At 41.7% G+C, this 20,465-nt stretch carries 21 protein-coding genes; 7 read left to right on the top strand and 14 right to left on the bottom strand.

Annotated features, from left to right (window positions below; genetic code table 11):
- Positions 1–236: glycosyltransferase (locus F6K49_RS16450; RefSeq protein ID WP_293098344.1), on the top strand; the 236-nt coding region annotated here is incomplete at its 5' end.
- A 133-nt stretch (positions 237–369) separates the two neighbouring features.
- Here the strand turns inward: F6K49_RS16450 and F6K49_RS16445 are convergent.
- From F6K49_RS16445 to F6K49_RS16420, 6 genes are all read right to left on the bottom strand, one after another.
- On the bottom strand, positions 370–3,327 hold the full coding sequence (locus F6K49_RS16445) for a HEAT repeat domain-containing protein (RefSeq protein ID WP_293098340.1): 2,958 nt from the start codon (positions 3,325–3,327) through the stop codon (positions 370–372).
- Between the two features lie 195 nt (positions 3,328–3,522).
- Entirely contained in the window at positions 3,523–4,341 is an 819-nt protein-coding gene (locus tag F6K49_RS16440; protein ID WP_293098335.1) for a hypothetical protein, read from the bottom strand.
- Positions 4,342–4,417: 76 nt separating this feature from the next.
- Positions 4,418–6,514, bottom strand: a complete 2,097-nt coding sequence (locus tag F6K49_RS16435; RefSeq protein ID WP_293098330.1) for a HEAT repeat domain-containing protein — start codon at positions 6,512–6,514, stop codon at positions 4,418–4,420.
- Positions 6,515–6,583: 69 nt separating this feature from the next.
- The gene (locus tag F6K49_RS16430; RefSeq protein WP_293098325.1) at positions 6,584–7,504 is read right to left on the bottom strand and encodes a GUN4 domain-containing protein; all 921 of its coding nucleotides are present in this window, start codon (positions 7,502–7,504) and stop codon (positions 6,584–6,586) included.
- A gap of 24 nt (positions 7,505–7,528) precedes the next feature.
- A complete protein-coding gene (locus tag F6K49_RS16425; protein ID WP_293044472.1) occupies positions 7,529–7,942 on the bottom strand; it encodes a hypothetical protein in 414 nt (137 codons plus the stop codon).
- A 21-nt stretch (positions 7,943–7,963) separates the two neighbouring features.
- The gene (locus tag F6K49_RS16420) at positions 7,964–8,995 is read right to left on the bottom strand and encodes an effector-associated domain EAD1-containing protein (protein ID WP_293098319.1); all 1,032 of its coding nucleotides are present in this window, start codon (positions 8,993–8,995) and stop codon (positions 7,964–7,966) included.
- An 862-nt stretch (positions 8,996–9,857) separates the two neighbouring features.
- Between F6K49_RS16420 and F6K49_RS16415 the strand changes: the two genes are divergently transcribed.
- Positions 9,858–10,325, top strand: coding sequence for a CBS domain-containing protein (locus F6K49_RS16415; protein WP_293098315.1), 468 nt, complete (start codon positions 9,858–9,860; stop codon positions 10,323–10,325).
- An 84-nt stretch (positions 10,326–10,409) separates the two neighbouring features.
- Entirely contained in the window at positions 10,410–11,072 is a 663-nt protein-coding gene (nblB, locus tag F6K49_RS16410; protein WP_293072140.1) for a phycobilisome degradation protein NblB, read from the top strand.
- A gap of 108 nt (positions 11,073–11,180) precedes the next feature.
- On the opposite strand, the gene F6K49_RS16405 is transcribed toward nblB, so the two are convergent.
- From F6K49_RS16405 to F6K49_RS16390, 4 genes are all read right to left on the bottom strand, one after another.
- On the bottom strand, positions 11,181–11,321 hold the full coding sequence (locus F6K49_RS16405; RefSeq protein ID WP_293019702.1) for a hypothetical protein: 141 nt from the start codon (positions 11,319–11,321) through the stop codon (positions 11,181–11,183).
- Positions 11,322–11,393: 72 nt separating this feature from the next.
- Positions 11,394–12,152: a HEAT repeat domain-containing protein gene (locus F6K49_RS16400; protein ID WP_293019704.1), complete on the bottom strand. Its 759-nt coding sequence runs from the start codon at positions 12,150–12,152 to the stop codon at positions 11,394–11,396.
- Between the two features lie 45 nt (positions 12,153–12,197).
- Positions 12,198–12,707 (bottom strand): N-acetyltransferase, encoded by a 510-nt coding sequence (locus F6K49_RS16395; RefSeq protein ID WP_293072141.1) that lies wholly within the window; start codon positions 12,705–12,707, stop codon positions 12,198–12,200.
- On the bottom strand, positions 12,700–12,903 hold the full coding sequence (locus F6K49_RS16390; RefSeq protein WP_293019706.1) for a hypothetical protein: 204 nt from the start codon (positions 12,901–12,903) through the stop codon (positions 12,700–12,702). The genes F6K49_RS16395 and F6K49_RS16390 overlap by 8 nt, the downstream gene beginning before the upstream one ends.
- Before the next feature lie 258 nt (positions 12,904–13,161).
- On the opposite strand from F6K49_RS16390, the gene F6K49_RS16385 reads away from it, so the two are divergent.
- A complete protein-coding gene (locus tag F6K49_RS16385; RefSeq protein WP_293098309.1) occupies positions 13,162–13,284 on the top strand; it encodes a hypothetical protein in 123 nt (40 codons plus the stop codon).
- Here F6K49_RS16385 and F6K49_RS16380 read toward each other — a convergent pair.
- Positions 13,273–14,127, bottom strand: a complete 855-nt coding sequence (locus F6K49_RS16380; protein WP_293098305.1) for a DUF1350 family protein — start codon at positions 14,125–14,127, stop codon at positions 13,273–13,275. The two genes, F6K49_RS16385 and F6K49_RS16380, sit on opposite strands and share 12 nt — an antisense overlap.
- Before the next feature lie 299 nt (positions 14,128–14,426).
- On the bottom strand, positions 14,427–15,179 hold the full coding sequence (locus tag F6K49_RS16375; protein WP_293071521.1) for a hypothetical protein: 753 nt from the start codon (positions 15,177–15,179) through the stop codon (positions 14,427–14,429).
- 542 nt (positions 15,180–15,721) lie between these two features.
- On the opposite strand from F6K49_RS16375, the gene F6K49_RS16370 reads away from it, so the two are divergent.
- From F6K49_RS16370 to F6K49_RS16360, 3 genes are all read left to right on the top strand, one after another.
- Entirely contained in the window at positions 15,722–16,225 is a 504-nt protein-coding gene (locus F6K49_RS16370; protein ID WP_293071522.1) for a hypothetical protein, read from the top strand.
- Between the two features lie 327 nt (positions 16,226–16,552).
- A complete protein-coding gene (locus F6K49_RS16365; protein ID WP_293098299.1) occupies positions 16,553–17,743 on the top strand; it encodes a M4 family metallopeptidase in 1,191 nt (396 codons plus the stop codon).
- Between the two features lie 151 nt (positions 17,744–17,894).
- Positions 17,895–18,239 carry a protealysin inhibitor emfourin gene (locus F6K49_RS16360; protein ID WP_293029827.1) on the top strand — a complete coding sequence of 115 codons (345 nt, stop codon included), beginning with the start codon at positions 17,895–17,897 and terminating at the stop codon, positions 18,237–18,239.
- A 279-nt stretch (positions 18,240–18,518) separates the two neighbouring features.
- On the opposite strand, the gene F6K49_RS16355 is transcribed toward F6K49_RS16360, so the two are convergent.
- Complete coding sequence (locus tag F6K49_RS16355; protein ID WP_293029833.1) at positions 18,519–19,748, bottom strand: hypothetical protein; 1,230 nt, start codon at positions 19,746–19,748, stop codon at positions 18,519–18,521.
- On the bottom strand, positions 19,729–20,415 hold the full coding sequence (locus F6K49_RS16350) for a hypothetical protein (RefSeq protein WP_293098297.1): 687 nt from the start codon (positions 20,413–20,415) through the stop codon (positions 19,729–19,731). Before F6K49_RS16350 ends, F6K49_RS16355 begins: the two co-directional genes overlap by 20 nt.
- Between the last annotated feature and the right edge of the window lie 50 nt (positions 20,416–20,465).

The raw sequence follows: 20,465 nt of genomic DNA, 5'->3' as shown, positions 1-20,465 counted from the left end.
ACCCTTATGCAGCGGAAGACCATCAAGCTTTCAATGCAGCTAGCTTTAAGGATTCTGGTGCTGCTTTCGTATTTCGTCAAGAGCAGTTGACTCAGGAAATTTTAGAACAGGAGGTGCTGGCTTTACTCAAGTCACCAACTAGGTTAGAAGAGATGAAACACAAAGCAGCTAGTCTTGCGATTAGGGATAGTGGAAAGCGTTTAGCCTCTCTAGTTCGTGAGTTAGTTGAAAAATGAAAGATTAAGTATGGGAAAGGGAGTAGGGAGTAGGGAATCGGGAATCGGGAATCGGGAGTAGGGAGTAGTGTAAAGATATCCGACTATTACCTATTCGCTATTCGCTAAAACCCCAAGGGCGTAAGTACCTCAGCTATTTGATAAGGGCTATAATCTGATCATATAGCCCCTTAGAAGCCTCACGGATTTGGTCATTACCAACGATAATCCCTAATAAAAACCCCACAAGTACCCACAAGAAAACGTTTCCATTACCACTAATCAAAACCCCCAATAAAACCCCTACAATAAACCCTAAAAATACCGCTTTGATCGGGATAGAATTTAACTTGTTTGCCAGAAGTGCATCTAAAAGTGGGGAAGACGTTGTATCTGAAGGCTGTTGTGGTACATCTTGACTAGTTTCTGGGCTAGAATTTTCTTGGTATTCTAAATTTTTATCCGAATTATCTGAAGTTGATGTTGGCTGTTGGTTTTCTTTTCGTGTTAATATATCATCCATTTTTTGGATAAATTCCCGTAATTCATTTTGGATATTATCCTTGTTTTTAATATAACCTTCTACTCTTTGCTCTGAGAATAATAACTTCTGTGTCAAGGTTCTCCCTTGATAGGGTATGTACGTTTTTGATTTCTGGTATTTGTCCTGAGCCTCTTGATATTTTCGCTGTTCAAAGAGTAAATCACCCCGTTTGAGTAGCACAATCGCTATCAACTCTTTATCTTCTGATCTCTGATTAATTCGTTTTTCTAATTCCTCTAGCAGCAGAGACTGATCTTCCGTTCCAGAAGTCAGACCCCATCTGAAAAGTCTTAACAAATCGCTGCTTTCTATTGTAGAGGTAAACTGAACTGGAATGTCCAAAAGACTACGTGCCCAGTCCAGGTTATAAAACCATCCTTTTACTAGATAGGGGATAAGATACTTCCAACCTTCTTCTTCACTTTTCCAGAACCAATAATAAATCCAATCACTAATTATCTCTCGATTCTCGGAATTATTAATCCACTCTTCGGCACTAGTGGTTAAACTATCGGTTAAGCGGATATCCCTTGCTTGGTTAATGTCATATTCGTTAAAGCGCTTTTCTAGATAAATTCGGGCTTCCCTACTGATTTCCTTGACCAGTGAATCATTGCGCTGTTTTTCGATCAAAAATTTCTTGAAGAAGACTTGATGCTGATCATCTAGCCTTAATTCATGAGAAACAAAGGAATAGCGTTGGTATAGCTCTTGTCCTCGACTCTGTAAGTCGGGAGTATTCAGCATGCTCTGCAAAAATTCAGAATCAAAGCGACGCATCATGGCGAGGAGATAAACTGCTCGCAAATCTTCTTCGGTATCTTGAAATTTACTAAAGTGAGTCAGAAAGCGTCCGCAAGCTGTTGCCACAATTTCAGCGTGAGAATATCCCTGTTCAGAAACAATATCATTAACGGGAATTCCTTCACGCCACATCGTTGCGGCTAGATTAACCACTAAGGGAATGCCACGGCTGATTCTATCAATTTTATTGACATCCTCATCTGCAATACTTCGCTCAATACTTCGCTTTGAGACAAATTGACGGAAATATTCCTCGGTCTGATCTGAAGAGAATTCATCCAGGGAATAGCTAATCACATGGTCATCGCCAAAGGTCTGTCGATAACCTCGAAAATATACTCCAGACGTAAATTGACCTAAAGAATTAGCTGCTTCGTAGCGAACATCTTTATCTTCTTCGTTATTATTTAATACTCCTGTTAGTAAGTCAACAGCGCGTTGGTTATCTAGCTTACCAAGAGCTTTCACCACTTCAATTTTGCTGATTGAGCTGCTGGACTTGTCATCCTGAAGCTCTCCCTTTTGTAAAAAATTATTAGCATAACGAAAAGCAACGTAATCCCGGAGTAGTAGATGTCGAAAACAATAAACCTGTTTTTCAGAAGTCTCAAATAATAATTGGATAGTTCTAGCTAAGCGAGTAAAAGCATCTCTCTGTTCCGGTTGAGGGATAACTTTAGAAAAAATTTGCTCTTCTATTTTAGTATTATCTGGTTCTGAATCACTCATCATCACTACCGCAATTGCCCCTAGCTTTTCCTTGAGTTCCTCTGCCGAAGAACATGGTAGGTTTTGTTGACTTCTGTTTTCTTTTTTATTCTTTTCTATACTAAACCCTTGTTCGATAAATCTGTCAAACAATTGTTCGTGAGTACTGACTCTCGAAAACTGTTTGACTTCGCCGTCGCTCTCTTGATTTTGGTAGGTCGAAATTAATGTATATAAAAGAAATGGCGTGCGAACCATTTTGAGTAAATCTGGACTCTTATCCAGTAGATTCCAGAGTCTTGCCCCTTGTTGATTATCCGTAAAAGTAGAGTCAAACGTGACATACTGTTTAATTTCTGCTTCACTCAAACGATTGAGGACTACTGCACCATTTAAGTTGAGTGGATTGTTATCATCATTCCCCGTTATCTCTTCATAATCTCTACGGCGACAGCTAATCACTATCGAAACTTGCTGGAAACCATCAAGAGAGTTTAAACTATCAATAAATTTAGCACGATAGTCTTCACGAGGGGCATTTGGATCTTGTGGTTTTTGAGATACATTTAACGGAAGTTCATCTAATCCGTCTAGTAGTAATAATACTTGATGATCTTGAATTTTTTTTTCGAGATAATCCCCTTCTAATTTTGTTTGCTTGGCTAACCAGTCAATAATACTCTCTTTACTGATTTCTTTTCGATCATTATAAATTTCAGTCCAGGTGTAAATTTCTGCAAAAATTGGCAACAATGAACTTTGATTATCAATTCGCTCTTCTACCTTTTTGATAGCAAATTTAATCAATGAGATAGTTTTACCGCCCCCTGGCTCACCAAGCAGCAATAATCGACTCTTGTATTTATGGAAACTCTCATCTAAACCAGTAATTTCTTCTTTACGGGAGATTACTTCCTTACCTATACCTATAGCCGTGGACTTATCTTTATAAGTACGCTTAAAGGGATAGATTTTAAAAAATTTGTTGCTTAACTTTTCTTTAAGAGAATCTTTTAACTCTTGCAAATAGTTGCTGACTATATCTTTAGATACCATAGTTTTGGTTATTTTAAAATAAAGTTTTTTTGTGCTATTGTATAGCGAAACTATAGATGCAACCCTGTTGTTTAAAACCCAACTACTATGATTTGGGGTTATTCTGGGGAACTAAAATTCCATCAATATAATCTCTGAAAGGGTAAGATAAAATAGAGTTGGGATTTAGTTCCTCGAAAATGCCTAAAGCAAGAACTAAGAGTAGGATTTATAACTAGCTTTTGCTGCCTCTCGATCCTCTGCCAGTTCTTCAGGAGTCATTTTATGGAGTGCCTTTTGGTAATAAGCCTGATTAGGTTTCCCTGTATTAATCATACTTTGAAGTAATGGAGAACGTTCACCTTCTGGATAACGGGCTTTCATGTACTCTGTATAACTTGGCATCTGTGACCTCTTGGCACATTCTAAGGAATAAGCCAGTATATCTCTGCGCCCGTGATATTTATCATTAATATACCCTAGTTTTTCTCCAATCAAGTCTATTTGCTCGTCCTTAGCACCAGCAGCAGCAGCGACCGCTAGAACTATAGCAGTACGTTCTTGGAAAGAGGCACAAGCACCACCAACACAAAATCCGGCGTGTGCATCATTTGCTCTGCCATCAAGTGCCGCTGTTCCTCTGCCAATCATGGGTATTTTTCTAGTTTCTCCATTAGGAGTTTTGAACGTAACAGAACCAAAAAAATTAACACCATCTTCTATGAAGGGTTCGAGATAATTTTCTATAGTAAGAGGTTGCCGTGGCTGGTTATCAAGGATTAATTCTACGTCAACGATTTTTGTTGATACATCCTCTGTTTTAGTTCTATCCCCATCCGGATCGGCGTAGGCATTGCCAGTTTCAATAAACTTGATGTCTAAGATTTTATTATTAAATCTAATGCCAAGGGCTTGCAAGGCATCAACTTGTGTTTCTGGATTAGATAGCTTACTAATTATTTCTGATATACTTACCTGTTTCGACTCTAGAGTTGTGTAGGGATTACCTTCTCTGGCTCTAATTGGATACTCCATCTTGGGTATTAGTTCATTACATAAGTTTACTCTAGTATAGATAATATTTAAATAACTTTTTGTGCTTAATTTTACGTTAGTTAGTGTTTGCTGAAGATATCTTAGCTTTTAAACGTTCCAGGAAGAATGGATCGTCCGAGTATCGCTCCAAAGCTTGTGCTGCAGGTTTGTAGCCACCGGTTTTTAGATATATATACTTGAGAGCTTCCTTGACAGCATCTCTAACATCAGATATAGCATCATTACGCCACCTATCCACCAGAATTTTTTGTACCAATTGGGTTTGTTCTAATTCCTCCATTGAAATTTTTAAATTACCTAATGCTTCGATTACAGACACCCGTGCTACCCAATCTCCCTCTTCTAAATCTTTTAGTTTGTTAATAAGTGGCTCTAAGGCATCGCTATCTCCATGTTTCCCTAGAGCCTTAGCGATCGCTACACATTCATCTGGGTTTATTTGAGTATTGTTATTATTTAGTTGATCAATAAGTTCACCCACAGACATATTATCAAAATTGACCTGTTGCTCTGGATTATATTTCCTTAAAACATGGGCATCAGGGATAGGTTGTTGTAACAGTGTTTCCGCATCATTTGGATAAACTAGCTTTAAGTAATTAAATGCATTTAGTCTATCTTCACTAGTTGAACGATTAGAATCTATAATATATTTTTTTAATGCCTCCTTGGCAGCATCACGGACATTACTAAATTTATCTTGTCTAATAGCTTGGTATAAGGCATCTATGCCTACGGGAGGAATTAATTTCCCCAAAGCTTGTGCTGCTTGCAGACGCACAAAACTATCATTATCCCTTAAAGCGTTAAGTAGAGCCTGAATTGCCGGATCATCATTGGCAGTTGCTGTTCCGATCTCCCCAAGGGCTGCTGCTGCTGTTGCTCTGATATCAGGTTCTTGATTGGTGTCTTGGAGCAAGTCAACCAGTGGTCTCACAGCTTTTGGAGCTTGTAACTTCCCTAGTTTATGAATAATACGCTCTCGTTCATTAATATCATCGGAACTGTCTAAATTATTCATTAATATTGCCGGATCTGTTTCTTCTAATTCTTCTTTGTTTTTAGGATATAATATTCCCAATAGTATCAGAAAAGCTTGAAGTTTTTGACGAACATTTTTATTTAATTTTACTCCTTTATAATCTGAAGACTCCGTTGCAAAATACATAGTAGCTCCTGCCTCACTAGCTGCCTCCCGAACTGGCTTAATGTAGTCATTACGCATTGCCTCAATTAAAGGTTCAACTGCCTCTAAGACCTTGGCTATATCTATCGGATCGTTAGCCATATAACCTAACTGACGAGCAGCTGCTTCACGCACGTATCGATCTTTTGATTGATTCAAATTGAGGAAACGAATAAGTTGCGGTACTTCCAGGGCATTTAAACGCCCTAAAGCCCTGATAGCTACTGCCACAATATCGGGATCGTTATCTGCCAAGGCTGCAATTAGGGCTTCTTTAGCTGGTTCATTTCTCCAGATATTATCTGCTAAATTTGACCGTCCAGCAATTACCCACACAACCTGACCGCCACGATGTTTCATCACCTTGCGCAAAACACGATCACACTCGATTCGGTCAACCAGTTCGTAAGTGTCAAAAAAAATTAGTAATGGCTTTTTATCAGCTATCTGCGCAATCCCTGCTCCCAAAGCCTCGGCTAACTTTTCGTCTGAATTTCTGTAAACGTCTGATTCGTCTTTTGTCAAATCAAGTCGCACTGGTTGGTTCGTTCTTTCCTGTTCTTCCTCCGCTTGTTTAATTTTTTCTATAGTTACTTTCAAGATACTCTGAGTTTCACTATACTCTTGAAAATAGTCTTTCCATTCTTCCTGCTTAACAAATTTATGATAAATAGCCTCCAGCATAGTAGCTGGCTCAATAGCATCATGGTCTACTTGAAGACCAATATAGTGTTCTCTTTCTTTCTCCCAATCCATCCATAAAGTATTGAACCAATTTCGAAACTCTCCCTCTCGACTGATGTTGTACAGTCGTTGCAAGAGCGTCGTTTTACCCATACCACCAAAACCATGAAGTAGAAAAATTTTTGGATGTTCTTGGGAAGTGGAGGCTGAATCACGCAAGGATTCTAACACATCTCGGAAACGTTCCTGTTGTTGATCTCGTCCTAGAAAGATTTCATTCATTAGCAAACTCCTCAAGGTTATAAACAGTATTAACTATGCCCCTGGTAAAGTATTGTCAATCATCCTGATTCAATCAAATGAATCACAGTCACAGAATTGAAGTCTTTCAACAAGGTGAGGTATAAAACTAGCATTAACTTTCAGAGGGTAATTCTTTGGGTAATTCTTTGAAGTCAGTGTTGGCAGAATTCCTTTATACATGTATTGATGTCTGACTTTTGCTCTGAAAGCTGGGTCTGAATACAATAGCCATCTGTTTCTGTCGGAGTCATACCAGCCTACATAGTTACCAAATGCTTCTTCAGGATGAGCTAAATTAGTGCATTGTCTTTCCCAAATCATTGTCTGGATAGTAAAACCAAAATAGTTATTGCTGTATTGTCGCCAGAGTTTATCGATTTGACAGAGGATATCACAGGGAAATTCTTGAATATCTCTTTCCTGCCAAGAGTCTGTTGTAGTTCTACCATAAACTTGATTCATAATAGTCAACGTTTCTTCATTGGCTTCTTCCCATTGTTGATTTTTAAGAAGATAGTTTAAGTGTTGATAGTTTTCTTGGTTTGGTGGTTGAGGTAATTGCTTATTTGGCTGTTGTATAATTTGTTTTTTGTTATTTTGATTATTATAGTGATAATTTTTTTTTTCATAATCCGGTATGACTTTATCATGCATACTGGAAATTTTATGATTTACACTTCTCTCATTTGAATCAAATCTCGCTATAATTTTATCATAAATTATAGCGAGATTTTCATTTCTAGGATTATCATTATAAAGCCCATCAATTAGTGTTTTTATATCTCCGTGTGCTTCTGCCCACCGAATTAGTTTAAAGATAATTTGAGCATCATTATTTCCTCCTGCAATAGCTGTCAGATTTTTATTGAACTTAAAACTGACCACCATCTCAAGGTCACCTATATCTGGATAAGCATCAAGAATAGCTTTTTGTAATTCCTCCCGTTCAGAACCAGATAACTCATACATTCATACTATATTTTACTAAATTACTTACGAATTTAATTCAGAAGGATTAAACAAAGGGATAATGATATTATAGAGAATCAGCAATAGGGAACCATAGACTGGACGGTAAAATGCCAAGGATGAAAATGGCTCTCCCAGAGCAAATACCCAAACTACAAATGCGCCAGTAGAAACTACTATTTGGGTAACAGCTGGTGGCTTATTGGACTCTGATGTTAACTTTAATATCCAAACAGCAGTTAGAACTACAAAGACTATAAATAACACCCATAATAATAGATTAATCGGAACGTCGTCGGCACTTGTTATCAGTCCTTTGATAGCTATCCAAGCCCCAACAATTTCCGAGGGAATATATTTGAGCAGCCGATCAAAATAGCCATCAATCTTTGCCCTGCTCTTAGCTTCAAATTGGGTGGTAATAATTCGACGACCCATGTCAAGTATTAGTTCTCCTTACTAGAGATAGGATTTAATTTCCTGATAGATGCAACTAAATAAAATTCCTTCCCGGATAGTACCAAACGATCTAGCTCGCTGAGCGTGATGCAAAGCGACTAGGGTACCATCTTCATCAAAACATGGGGCACCACTAGACCCGAAGGCAGTTTTGTTGACATATTGAACTAGTCCCCTCTCGGGATAAACTCCGGTTATCCCATCACGACTGATAGAGAGTTTCATTGATGCACCTTCAGGATGCTGAAAAAGATTAATTCCCATCCCTTTAACAGGAAGATGATTAGGCTTCCAACGAGCAGGTTTAGTATCATTGGATGGAGGACTAGTTGCTGCCACTTGTAGCAAAACGTAATCTAGTTTGTTGGTAGGACTGAAATGTAAAATCGGTTGCTGTCTGTCTAATTTAACGACCTGTCCCTCGGTTTCACCAGAGCTAAAATAACCAAAACGCAAGACAGCATTGAGAGCATTGATGTGCATATCCGCGTTTTCATCTGGATTCAGAACATGGTAATTAGTCAAAACTAGCCTGTTGGCAATCAAAACACCAGTCCCTTCAATTCCCTGTGGGTTAATTTCAATCCGACATACAGAGCTTGCTTGTGCTATTGCTCGTTTCAGGTAGCCAACATCCCAAAAATCTGGTTCCGGTTGCCAGAAACCTTGGAGTTGTAACTCTTCCGTTGCTCCAAGCCACTCAATAGCAGGGCCAATATCCCTGATAGTATTTACTGGGGGGAGATGAATCCTAAACCTCTGCTGAAAAATGGTTTGATAAAACTCTTTTAATTCTGGATTACCTCGATTAGTCCCATAGGCTGCGATAATTAAGGGTTCTAATTTACCTCTTGACTCAGCCCATTTAATCAAACTAAAAACAACCTGAGTAAGGTTCCCTCCCCCAGCTATGGCATTTAAGTTTTCTTCTAACTCATCATCAACCATTATCGCTAAGTCATCTTTGGTGGGATAAGCACTGATAATGGCTTCGCGTAATTTCTTGCGTTGAGAACCAGTTAAATCTATCATTAATTAAAGTGATAGCTAGATCATCTACCACATAACAATGTAACAATTTTATTTTTATAATAACAATCTCAGCAGATAAAATATAAGGTTAGTGAGGATAATCGTGGTTTAATCTTGGCCGGAGTAATTCCCGAAGTGTAGATAATCACTGCCTTGGCGGGGAACTCTAAGAGCAGTATTCAGAGTAAATTATATAGCAGTCGCCAGGGCAGGCGCGGACATGACAAAAGTCTCAAACCTAAGTAAGCGCAAGAGTTTGACTTCTGACTTCTGACTTCTGACTTCTGACTTCTGCTATACCAGCTCAACACCCCCAAATCCCAAAATCAGATAGCGGCTATCTCAGCATTTACAAATAGGTCATGAACAATATTGCTGATTTATCGGAGCATCAAAAACTATTCGTATCTCTTTACCACTGTTACTTGTAACCGGTTTACTGTTCCTTTTCTTTATCCATCCTAGTTTTACATCTCATTTGTAAACTCTAGTGTAAAACCCTAGTGTAGTGATAGCGATCGCAAACATTGGTCAGCTACCTCCTCCTGGGTTAATGGGAGTAGGGAGTAGGGAGTAGGGATAGGGGTAAGACCATTGAAGGTACCTCTTAAGTATGAGCAACACTATACATTTATAGAATCTTAGATAATTACCTGGCTTGACAGTACCCTAAAGGGTACCTTCTCAAAGGGACGTTGCTTATGGTTTGGGGGCTGTTTGGGTCGCTAACGGTAACTGGGCAAGGCTTGTCAAAGCTTAATCAACAATAAAGTTTTCAGACTACTGTCACCTTCTAGACTAAGGCAGTGGGAGAATATAGTTATCACCTGGCAAACCCTTGAAAACCCTTAAAAACCCAACTATGGCCAAAACCGTTGCTGAAGTCATGACCCGCGACCCGATCGTGGTGCAGCCCCAAACACCGATCAAGGAAGTCATCAAAATTATTGCTGAACAAAGCATCAGTGGCTTGCCAGTGGTTAACGAAGCAGGCAAATTGGTAGGAGTGATTTCAGAAGCTGACTTGCTGTGGCAGGAGACAGGAGTAGAACCGCCAGTCTATATCATGTTTCTCGACAGCGTCATTTACTTAGAAAATCCTGCCCGTTATGACCAAGAACTCCATAAAGCACTCGGACAAACCGCTGGAGAAGTAATGACTGGTCATCCCATGAGCATCAAACCGGATAAACCCTTACGGAAAGCGGCTAAGTTGATGCAGGAAAAATCAATCCACCATTTACCAGTAACAGATGAGGCAGAGCAAGTGATTGGAATTCTGACATCTGGGGATATTGTCCGGGCCATGGCAGCTGAATTAGCGAATTAAGGAAACTGTTCTATCTCAAACAGTGTTCACGGTGAACAAGTAACATGGTAAGTTGAGTTTTGGCTACATATAGATCAAATACCCATGAGCGTTACTCGTGAATCTGTCCAAGAGCTGCTGAATTCATCGGATTTTGGCCACCGCATTAGAGGATTAAACCAACTACGCCAGCTGGAACCATCGGTGGGGTTTGAGCTAATTCAACCCTTGGTTAAAGATAACAATGTTCGGATTCGATATGGGGCAGTCAGCCAGCTCGATACCTTGGGTGATCAGGATTTAACCGTATCTTTGACCCTATTACGCGATCGCCTTTTGAATGATCCAGAACCAGATGTTCAGGCAGCAGCAGCGGATTCCTTGAGTGCCTTGAAGCTCACCGAAGCCTATGATGATTTAGAGCAAATCTATCACCAAACCACTGAGTGGATCGTTAAATTTAGTATTATTGCTGCCTTAGGGGAACTAGGTGAACCCCGTTCATTTCAAATTTTAGAAGACGCTCTCAAATCCGATACCAGTTTAATCCAAACAGCCGCCATTAGTTCCTTAGGAGAATTGGGAGACCCCCGGGCTGTGCCTCTGCTGATTCCCTTTGCCACTAATTCCGACTGGCAAATTCGTTACCGGTTAGTACAGGCACTGGTTAATCTGGGAGGAGAAGAGGCTAAGGCAGTCCTAGAAACATTAGCTAATGACAGTGTTGAGCAGGTGGCTAGTGTAGCGCAAGATGGCTTAAAAGCATAAGGCTTGAACAGGGAATAGGAAGAAGACTGTGGGGAGAGGGGCTCACAGGGGTAGGTTTTTTACATTTGGGTCGGGAGTCGGGAGTCGGGAGTCGGGAGTCGGGAGTCGTCAGAAGCGGGAAATGGGCAGAATTACCCCGGAAATGATTGTGTATTTTGATACATATTTTAATACATATATTGAGGAGTTTCTAGCTAATGAAAGTACGTACTCAAAACCTACCCTTGTAAGATCTCCCCATCTCCCCATCTCCCCATCTCCCTATCTCCCTATCTCCCCATCTCCCCAGACTTCCCGCGCCCAGGGCTATAACATGCCAACTTACAAAAACCCTTCCATCTCAATCATTTCAATCATCTGAAGTCCACGGGGGTCTCCCACTTTCAAGAGGGCAGCTTTGGCGTCTTCTTTTACCCCTAGGTCTTCATCATCAGCAATTGCTTCAATTAAGGCATCAATAGCACCAGCGTAAACGGCATTGGAGGGCAATTCCCGACACAGTTGCCCGATAGACCAAGCACAATTACTGCGCACTGCTGCTACTGGGTCTTTCCTTAAAGCAGTAATCAAGGGCGGAATCGATGCGATTACTTCTTCATAATCTAACTCTGCCATTTGCGCCAGAGCACTAGCTGCCCACAAACGCACTGCAGGAATATCCGTTTTTAGGGAATCAATTAGAGAAGCTAAAGCACGGCGATCGCGACAGTTCCCCAATGCCCAAACAACCCCTTTACGGACATAACCGTTCCAATCAACGGTTAGCTGGTCAATCAAGGGCTTTACTGCCGTGGGACTGGGATTGTGCCCGAGACCATAGGCAGCACTTACCCGTACCAAAGGACAAACATCATTTAACAGGTTAATCAGATGGGGAATTGCCCGCTCATCTTGCAACTCACAAAAGGCACGAGCTGCTAGCATCCGTTGTTGGCTTTCCGGTGCCGTTAACAGAGCCAGCATTTCCTCTGGATCAGGTTTGGAAGCTTCTAACTCATCTTCAATCGGCTCTATGTCATCTAAAGGGCTTTCTAGTAAAGCCGTATTATCCAGTAAACTCAGATCATCATCTTCATACATGCCTGATAACCTACCTTATCTTGCCTGATTCTACCAGAGTCTTCATTAGTATTTCCTTGCCAATGGTTTAACCATCCACAGAGATTGGGTGCGGAAACCCAGTCCGTGGTAAAGGTTCAAAGCGACTTGATTCGATTGAAACACCTGTAGTCCAATTTGGCGATCGCCTCTTGCCCTTGCCCTAGCTTCAGCCTGCTGCATCAGTGCTGAACCAATGCCTTGACGGCGGTGTGCTGGCATGACGTACAGTAAAAAGATATAGCCATAGCGATCGCCATTTACCTGATCAACCCCATTGCCCATCCACAGACACCCCACGGGCAAGGGATGAGTTGCAGTATAACCTTTCCTAGAAACGTTCCCATCCGCTGCTGTAACCCACCACAGGGGGGTTTCTCTGGAAAAGTACTGTTTAACAGTCTTCGCCAGGTGAGAAAAATCATTTTGTTCTGGGAAAAGCTCTTGGTAAGTGAACTCCATGAACTTCACCAAAATTGCCCGTTCTCGTACCGTTCCCAGTCGTAGCTGGTAGCCTGCTAACAATGGCTTACTCACCAATTTTCGCGAAATTTTGGTTAACAACCAGCTGAGCGAATACTGGTGCTTGAATGCTGGCAGCGTCAACTTCTTCAATCGGTGCAGGGGCTAGCATATCGTTCGGTAAAAAGATCCGAGAACTGACTGCCAATAGGGCAATTAAGAAGCCTAGTAGTGCCAGTAGGGGAGCAATGTACTGACGAAAAATAGCCATGAATTTAATGGTTCGTTGATTTTAACAATTCTTTACTTTCTCCATCTTACTACAATGGCACAGCTTTTAGCGGTTGACGGTTAGAGGTTGGAGGTTATTTGGTTGAAGGTTGGAGGTTGGAGGTTGGAGGTTGGAGGTTGTTCGCGTAGCGTGGCCAAAGGCCAAGGTTGGAGGTTGGAGGTTGCAGGTTGGAGGTTAGAGGTTGCAGGTTGGAGGTTAGAGGTTAGAGGTTAGAGGTTAGAGGTTAGAGGTTGTAGGTTGACCCCTTCCTCATCTCCTCATCTCCCCATCTCCCCATCTCCCCGCACTTCCCACACTTCCCACACTCTTCCCCCTGTTCCCTGTTCCCTATTCCCTGCTCCCTTAGACTTACTTGGTTAGTTCTTTGATAACTTGAATCACGGTATCCGCAAGTTGATCATTTCCCCGGAGCCAACCGAGGGGAGTCAAATGCTTACCGGGAAGTTTCTTATCAGTGAGGAGTTTATTGCCTAAATTCTCCTGTAGCCAACGCACCGTTCCAGCTTCTTCAGCAATCTTATCCTTACTGAAGCTAATTAAAGCAGTAAGATTAAATAAACTGCTATTTTTGATCAAGCAATAGGTTTGTTCGGGTGTGGGTACCACCCCGAAACCAAGTCTGTCTACTAAATCAGCTATGAATGGAACAGGAACCGCACTACTGGTACCACTAATAACAGGAGCCATTAATACAGAGGGTTGATTGATCAAAGAAATATCTTTTAGATCAGCATCTCTGAGGCTATTATGAATCTGCTCCTCTTGATCTTTACCCACACAATCTCCCAGAATTTCCTGAATTTTTTTGAACTCCAAATCACTTAAAAGTTCCAAGAGTGCGATGTATTTTGTTCCTAAGCTGTGACCTAACCAAAAATAATTCTTCGCTCTGGCAGAGGAGTCCTCTTCATAGATACTGTAATCATAGCCCAATTTTTTTGCTTCTTCTAAAATTCCATTGAATAGGGGTTTTTGTTCTTTGACCAAACCAATGGCTACAGGCCAATGGCGGAAGGTAAATCTAAACGGTCTGGCAACAACGGTATAACCTGATTCAAATAATCGCTTGGCGATATACCGGTAAAAAATTGTCGGAAAACTTCCGAAAAACGCACCACCAATCAATTGAACAACACCTACCGGCTCAGGATGGATAGCAACCCAAGCAAAGGGAATTGGTCTAAATTTAAATTCGGCATTCATGGCAGTAACCTCTTTGAGGATAACTAATCGAAAGGGATTTTATAATGCGATCGCTTGTCGGTAATACCATCTAGGTTGAAGGTTGCAGGTTAGAGGTTGAAGGTTACAGGTTGAAGGTTAGAGGTTGAAGGTTACAGGTTACAGGTTGAAGGTTACAGGTTGAAGGTTACAGGTTACAGGTTAGAGGTTTAAGGTTAGAGCTTAGAGATTACAGCTTTCAGCTTTCAGGTTATTAACCCTTCAACATTCAACATTCAACCTTCAACATTCAACCTTCAACCCAACCTTCAACCCAACCTTCAACCTTGGCCTTTGGCCACGCTACGCGAACAACCTTCAACCCAACCTTCAACCTTCGTTGTCTTTTCACCTGAGCCGAGTTGGGCACGGACAAACTGCGTCCGCCGCTCAGTTAACAGCAAACTCAGAGCCATGACGAATTCAGAGGCACTACCGACGAGGGTGCCAACTCTAGAGATTGGTACAGCATTGCCAATTAGGGCAACCAAGGTTCCTACAAATAGCCATGGCCATTTCAGCCTTACCCAGATGCCGATACCAATCAGCAGCACGAACAAATTGACCAAAATTGTTACAATTGGTGGAGCACTCACTTCCGCTACTGTGTAGCGCAAGGTGCCAGCAAAGGTGACTGGAACCAATTCTAGGCCAACAAACTGGGTCGCCACTTCAAACCCACCCAGTCCTAGGGCAAGCACCCAGGATAACACTCGTACAATTGTCTTAGCCCAAACTGCTCCAGCGCGGTGAGCTAGCTCAACAGCAATTACAATGAACAGCGGCACCACTAAGAAGTGTAAGAGGAAGCGCACCATACTCAGTGATTTCAGGAGATCTCCTTCACCAATCAGGCTCCCCATGGCCAGAACTAGATTGTCATAGCTAATGCTTGCTAGCACAATGGGCAGGACAATCATTGCCAGACTAGTTGAGCGACGCCACAGGCGAATTGCCCATGCCAGTAATACCAATTCCACCAAACCAAGACTGAGATGGCCAAGGGGATAAATTTTTAACAAACTTTTAGTCATGATGTTCCATAAACTGAAACAATATCTAAGCTTGGTCTTGATAAGTGCTATGGCTGTGGAAAAAAGTGACCAACCTATACAAGACCGGCTTATGGGTAAGAGTATTGATCGTTGAATAGCAATTACCCTTAGTTACCAGTTAATTGATTTAAATTCATTGTTGCAAGTTCCCGCATTGATAAATTTACGTTAATTAATAAATCGCAAGATATTGTAGTCAAATCCGACCTCAGCATTCACGTCTTAGCTAAAATTAGGTAATGCTGGATCAATAAACAGAGTCAGCCCTAATCGGTTTTTCAAATAGGGCACTTTTTCGTGACCCGGTTTGGAAGCTATCAGTTATGTTACCCTGATAATAACTAGCTTATAGCTGATCAGCCTTGGGCTGAATGGTTACCATCCGATTACAGTCACGGTTAGGAGCTTGAGGATTTTTCTGTCTCTTATTGTGTCAATTAAGAGAAAATCCTATAAAATTAGTAAGGTACAATTAGTAGGGGCGAAAAGGTTAGATTTAAACAGACTTGGGGTGGTCAATCATGACAAAATCGAAAGGATTAGCTTTAGTCTCAGGGTTCATAAAACTTATTATTATTTGTAGTCTGATTCAACCGATGCTCGGTTGTACTCAACCAACAGAAAATGTGAGTAAGGCCGATTTAAATCAAGAGATTCAACCAACAGAAAATTTGGTTAAGGCGGATTTAAATCAAGAGATTCAACTCCAGATCGATCAGATGGCATTAATGGAATCGAAAACGATGCAAGTTAAGGTTCTGGATATAGTGGAGGATTCCAGATGCCCAGCTGATGTAGTCTGTGTGCAACCAGGACAAGTCACCATTGCCTTCGAGGTTGTCAAGGAGAACTCACAACCAGAGGAGGTTGAGTTAACCCTCAGAGCAGCCCAAGAAAATTTAGCTGTTAGAAATTTTGATGGCTATTCCATGACATTAAAAAATGTTGAACCATTGCCAATTACTAATCAGGAAAAAATAATACAATCCGACTATATTGTAACAATTGTTGTATCAAAGACTTAAAAGCTCGGAAATCTAACCTATAATGCTAATTTGGGTATCGATTTTTTCAATCGAGACACGACAGATAAGGGCGTTGCTGATTTGGATGGATGATTTATGAAACTGTGAAAGAGGGTGAAGAGACTGGAATTAAAGCAAGATAGAACAGACTCAATCATCCTAGCAATAGGAAATGCCCTAAATCACAAACTGTTTTGAGTTTCCTTCGCTATCATTGAGAGTGGCTGGCAAAGCTTCCAAGATGTTGCTTCGGGCAAAAAAACTTGGCAAAAAAACCTGCGCTAGCAAGGGCGATCATAGTAATAGCAAAAAGACTTAAATAATACTATGCCTACCAAGATAAACCATCACCACCATAACCACCATAACCACCGCAACCCTCTGCACTGTATACTTCCGGCGTATATGCTGCGGGAACTTTCAGAACAGGGAAGCCCTATACAGCGAGAACGGGCATTGAGCGCCCTAGTGGAATCTGGTCAGTTCCGTGGGGTGCGCCAGGAATTAGCTGACTTCTCCACACGACCCAGTGCCCGAGAAGCAGGAGCAGCTAAAGAACGGGTGATCTACCATGCAGACTACCAAACTCGTTTACCTGGCCGTAAAGTCCGGGGGGAAGGAGACCCAGCCACAGGTGACACAGCAGTGGATGAAGCCTACGATGGTTCTGGAGCCACCTTTGATTTATATAGTGACATATACGAGCGGAACTCGATTGATGATCGCGGGATGGTTTTGAGCTCAACCGTTCATTATGGGAGCGGTTTTGACAACGCCTTCTGGAATGGCCGACAGATGACCTATGGGGATGGGGATGAAGATTTGCCAGAAGAGGAGAGACTCTTCAATCGCTTTACTATCGCCATCGATATTATTGGCCATGAGCTGACCCATGGGGTGGTCCAATATGAAGCGGGACTGGTTTATCGGGATCAACCAGGTGCTCTCAACGAACACTTTGCTGATGTGTTCGGCATCCTAGTTAAGCAACGGACACTGAACCAAACTGCTAGTGAATCGGATTGGGTGATTGGAGCTGGTCTGTTTAGTGAGAATGTCAATGGTATAGGCATTCGCTCCATGAAAGAACCAGGGAGTGCTTATAACGACCCCAGACTAGGTAAAGACCCTCAACCAGCTCATATGAGAGACATCTATACCGGGTCTCAAGATAATGGTGGGGTTCATATCAATTCTGGTATCCCCAACCGAGCCTTCTACATTGCTGCTCTGGACATTGGTGGATACGCTTGGGATAAGGCCGGTTGGATCTGGTATCTTACTTTGAGGGATAAGCTGGGTACCACCTCAGAATTTAAGGATGCTGCCAGAGAGACATACAAGGTGGCAGGTGACCGATTTGGTGTTGGCAGCCTGGAACAAAAAGCTGTCCGTAAAGGTTGGGAAGAGATAGGTGTTGAGATTATTGAACAGCCTCCGACCCCTCAACCCCCTGAACCCCCAGGATGCTCCGCAGGTGCGCCAGACTTTATCAGGTCTTTCTTCACCCCCTCTTAGGGAGTAGCCCTGTTTCTGGCGTCGGACTAAAATTTCACGGGTAGGGAGATAGGGAGATAGGGAGATAGGGAGATAGGAACCCACCCCTCTCCCCATCACCCCACACCCCAGACACTGCCCACCTTAAAATTAATAACTAGAATTAATCACAATGGTGCAAGATCTAAGAAGTAAAGACTATGGGGGTGTTATGAAAATATACTTTGAGCGTAGTGGCGGTTTTATGGGGATGAATATGGCAACTGAGGTTGATACTGAATCCCTATCGCCAGAAGAAGCTGATCAGTTGCAAGGTCTGCTGAATACTACTAGTTTTTTTGAGCTACCAGCACAGCTGATGTCATCAACACCAGGTGCCGATCAGTTTAGCTACAAACTGACAGTGGAAGTCGCTGGACGGAAAAAAACTGTGGAAATTGGTGATACAGCAGTTCCTGAGATGCTGCAACCTTTGCTAAGACGCTTGACCACTATGGCACGGTCAAGGTCGAATTAAGAATTAAGAATTAAGAATTAAGAATTAAGAATTAAGAATTAAGTTAGAATTAAGAATTAAGAATTAAGAATTAAGAATTAAGTTAGAATTAAGAATTAAGAATTTAGAATTAAGAATTTAGAATTCTCCATTCTTCATTCTTCATTCTCCATTCTTCATTCTCCATTCTCCATTATTAATTCTTCATTATCCATTCTTCATTCTCCATTCTTCATTCTCCATTCTCCATTCTCCATTCTCCATTCTTCATTCTACATTCTTCATTCTTCATTCTTCATTCTAAAATAACGTAGTCGGAGCATAGGGGATAATATCGGGATCGAATCCTCCCACTTGATTAGTGCGGATAACCCAAAGTTTAGCGCCATGGTTTAACAAAAGATTAGCGATTTCGTCATGACCACGTCGTGGTAGTATAGTGCGCCAGCTAGTAAGTCCTCTAATGATCGGGATAATGGGATTGTCACTGGTAGCAACTCCCACCAAGGTTTCAGCATTTTCCTTCCAGTCACTACGAACAATTCCTAGGGGAGTCAGTTGTTTTTCTAGTGCTTGTCCCAACTCGGATAATTGTTGAAATCGTTGAGTTTGGGGATGATCTGGATGACTTTTCAACCACTCTTGAATTTCAGGATTGGCATTCACTTCATCTTCTATCTGTTGGATTGCTACATAAAGCGCTTGATTGGAGTCTTGCACACAGGATTCTGCTGGTGAAACCAATGCTGCACCGTCACCATCCCCGGTGCGGTAGCGAGCCATCATTACTTGTAACTGATGCTTCAATTCGTCCAAGGGTGATAGTTTAATATCACCAAACTCGTAGTCTTGGGTGACTGCATCCAACTTAACAATCACATCAGAAACAGGTCGATTGCCTAACCAACCCCGCTGCAAATTTCCCATATAGTTCGGCCATTTGATTGACCCTGAAACAATGCCATCGGGGTTACTAGCATAAACTTGATCGTACTCTATATCAAAGCGTAATTCATCGCTTAATGGGTCACGCACTACATGAGCAATACCATAGGCAAAGTGACCGCTTACCATATTAAAAAGGGCACGTTCATCTTTTTTATTACCACCAATTCCCCCAAAAAGATGGATGACAATTCCCCGGTCTCCTTCTTGCCAACGGGATATCGCCGCCTCTGCTTCTTCAGCTAAAGGATCCAGCAGAACTGTGTTGCCAGTACCTTTTTGCTGTTCGGTATTTTCCCAATTTTTTTCCTTAATGTAAGTTACCCCTTCCTCAACTCCCAAAATTACTTGATCTGGCTCTAGCATCATCAAAGCCCTAGGTTCAATCCCTTGGGTAACAAAAATGCCGTCAGGATCCTGAGCACCATAAATATACCAACCAGCGCTATTTAGAGGAGAGTCTTCAATCTGGGAATTGGTAGATCTAGGGATGCCATCCCGGTCAGCCACCACTTGAGGAATACGAATAATTTCTTGAGGTCCATCAAATTGTTTTGAGTCTTTATTAAGCGGGAGACACTTCAAAGCGATCGCTTTGAAGTGTCTCCCGCTTAATAATGGTAACTAAGCCATAGAAGCGACCGGTAATTTGCACTGGGTCTTCGGCAATAGTCAAAGATGTCCTTGTCTCTGACTCAGTCACAACTGGATTGTTTACCATGACAATCACATTATCGTCAGGTCTGGCTGCAGCCAACGATTCCAGGGGACCTACTTGATTGAGATTATTTAATCGAACCGGATGGATAGTGCCGCCTGTGATGCTATCTATCGTGGCTTGATTAAAATTAATATCTGTGGTAACTCGCTTCACATAGTCTTGGATCCCTGGAGCATCCTTACTCCATCCTAAGGTCACAATCTGTCCTACCAAATGCTGATACTCAGGAGCAGTATGGTAGACTTCAAAGAGTACCAAATCATCCGTTGTTCGTTCCTCCTTTGGCAGCTCGATCAGTCGTCCGATCCACTCACTAACGGGTTGATAAAGACTTGATGATAGGGTCTGATTTACGGGATAATAGCTAGGTTGATTTATCTCCTCGTTACGACAAAGTTCGTAGTTAGATGGTTTCGGTTCGGTCATTTTTTTCTGGGCTTGAGAGTAGATAAAAAATACCACCCCGATTACTAAAATTACGATAACCAGGACGATTACTAAAGGGTTTTGGATATTTACAGTTTTTAACATAGTTTTAAAATGACTTGTCAAACTATGGTTTTTTTAAGGGAACAGGGAAT

It is taken from the genome of Moorena sp. SIO3I6 (assembly GCF_010672095.1).
This window is presented reverse-complemented; position numbering and strand designations above follow the sequence as displayed.

Coding starts and splice junctions, on each gene's coding strand:
- F6K49_RS16445 (WP_293098340.1), bottom strand. CDS start 3,327: ATGGTATCTAAAGATATAGTCAGCAACTATTTGCAAGAGTTAAAAGAT.
- F6K49_RS16440 (WP_293098335.1), bottom strand. CDS start 4,341: ATGGAGTATCCAATTAGAGCCAGAGAAGGTAATCCCTACACAACTCTA.
- F6K49_RS16435 (WP_293098330.1), bottom strand. CDS start 6,514: ATGAATGAAATCTTTCTAGGACGAGATCAACAACAGGAACGTTTCCGA.
- F6K49_RS16430 (WP_293098325.1), bottom strand. CDS start 7,504: ATGTATGAGTTATCTGGTTCTGAACGGGAGGAATTACAAAAAGCTATT.
- F6K49_RS16425 (WP_293044472.1), bottom strand. CDS start 7,942: ATGGGTCGTCGAATTATTACCACCCAATTTGAAGCTAAGAGCAGGGCA.
- F6K49_RS16420 (WP_293098319.1), bottom strand. CDS start 8,995: ATGATAGATTTAACTGGTTCTCAACGCAAGAAATTACGCGAAGCCATT.
- F6K49_RS16415 (WP_293098315.1), top strand. CDS start 9,858: ATGGCCAAAACCGTTGCTGAAGTCATGACCCGCGACCCGATCGTGGTG.
- nblB (WP_293072140.1), top strand. CDS start 10,410: ATGAGCGTTACTCGTGAATCTGTCCAAGAGCTGCTGAATTCATCGGAT.
- F6K49_RS16405 (WP_293019702.1), bottom strand. CDS start 11,321: ATGGGGAGATGGGGAGATCTTACAAGGGTAGGTTTTGAGTACGTACTT.
- F6K49_RS16400 (WP_293019704.1), bottom strand. CDS start 12,152: ATGTATGAAGATGATGATCTGAGTTTACTGGATAATACGGCTTTACTA.
- F6K49_RS16390 (WP_293019706.1), bottom strand. CDS start 12,903: ATGGCTATTTTTCGTCAGTACATTGCTCCCCTACTGGCACTACTAGGC.
- F6K49_RS16380 (WP_293098305.1), bottom strand. CDS start 14,127: ATGAATGCCGAATTTAAATTTAGACCAATTCCCTTTGCTTGGGTTGCT.
- F6K49_RS16375 (WP_293071521.1), bottom strand. CDS start 15,179: ATGACTAAAAGTTTGTTAAAAATTTATCCCCTTGGCCATCTCAGTCTT.
- F6K49_RS16370 (WP_293071522.1), top strand. CDS start 15,722: ATGACAAAATCGAAAGGATTAGCTTTAGTCTCAGGGTTCATAAAACTT.
- F6K49_RS16365 (WP_293098299.1), top strand. CDS start 16,553: ATGCCTACCAAGATAAACCATCACCACCATAACCACCATAACCACCGC.
- F6K49_RS16360 (WP_293029827.1), top strand. CDS start 17,895: ATGGTGCAAGATCTAAGAAGTAAAGACTATGGGGGTGTTATGAAAATA.
- F6K49_RS16350 (WP_293098297.1), bottom strand. CDS start 20,415: ATGTTAAAAACTGTAAATATCCAAAACCCTTTAGTAATCGTCCTGGTT.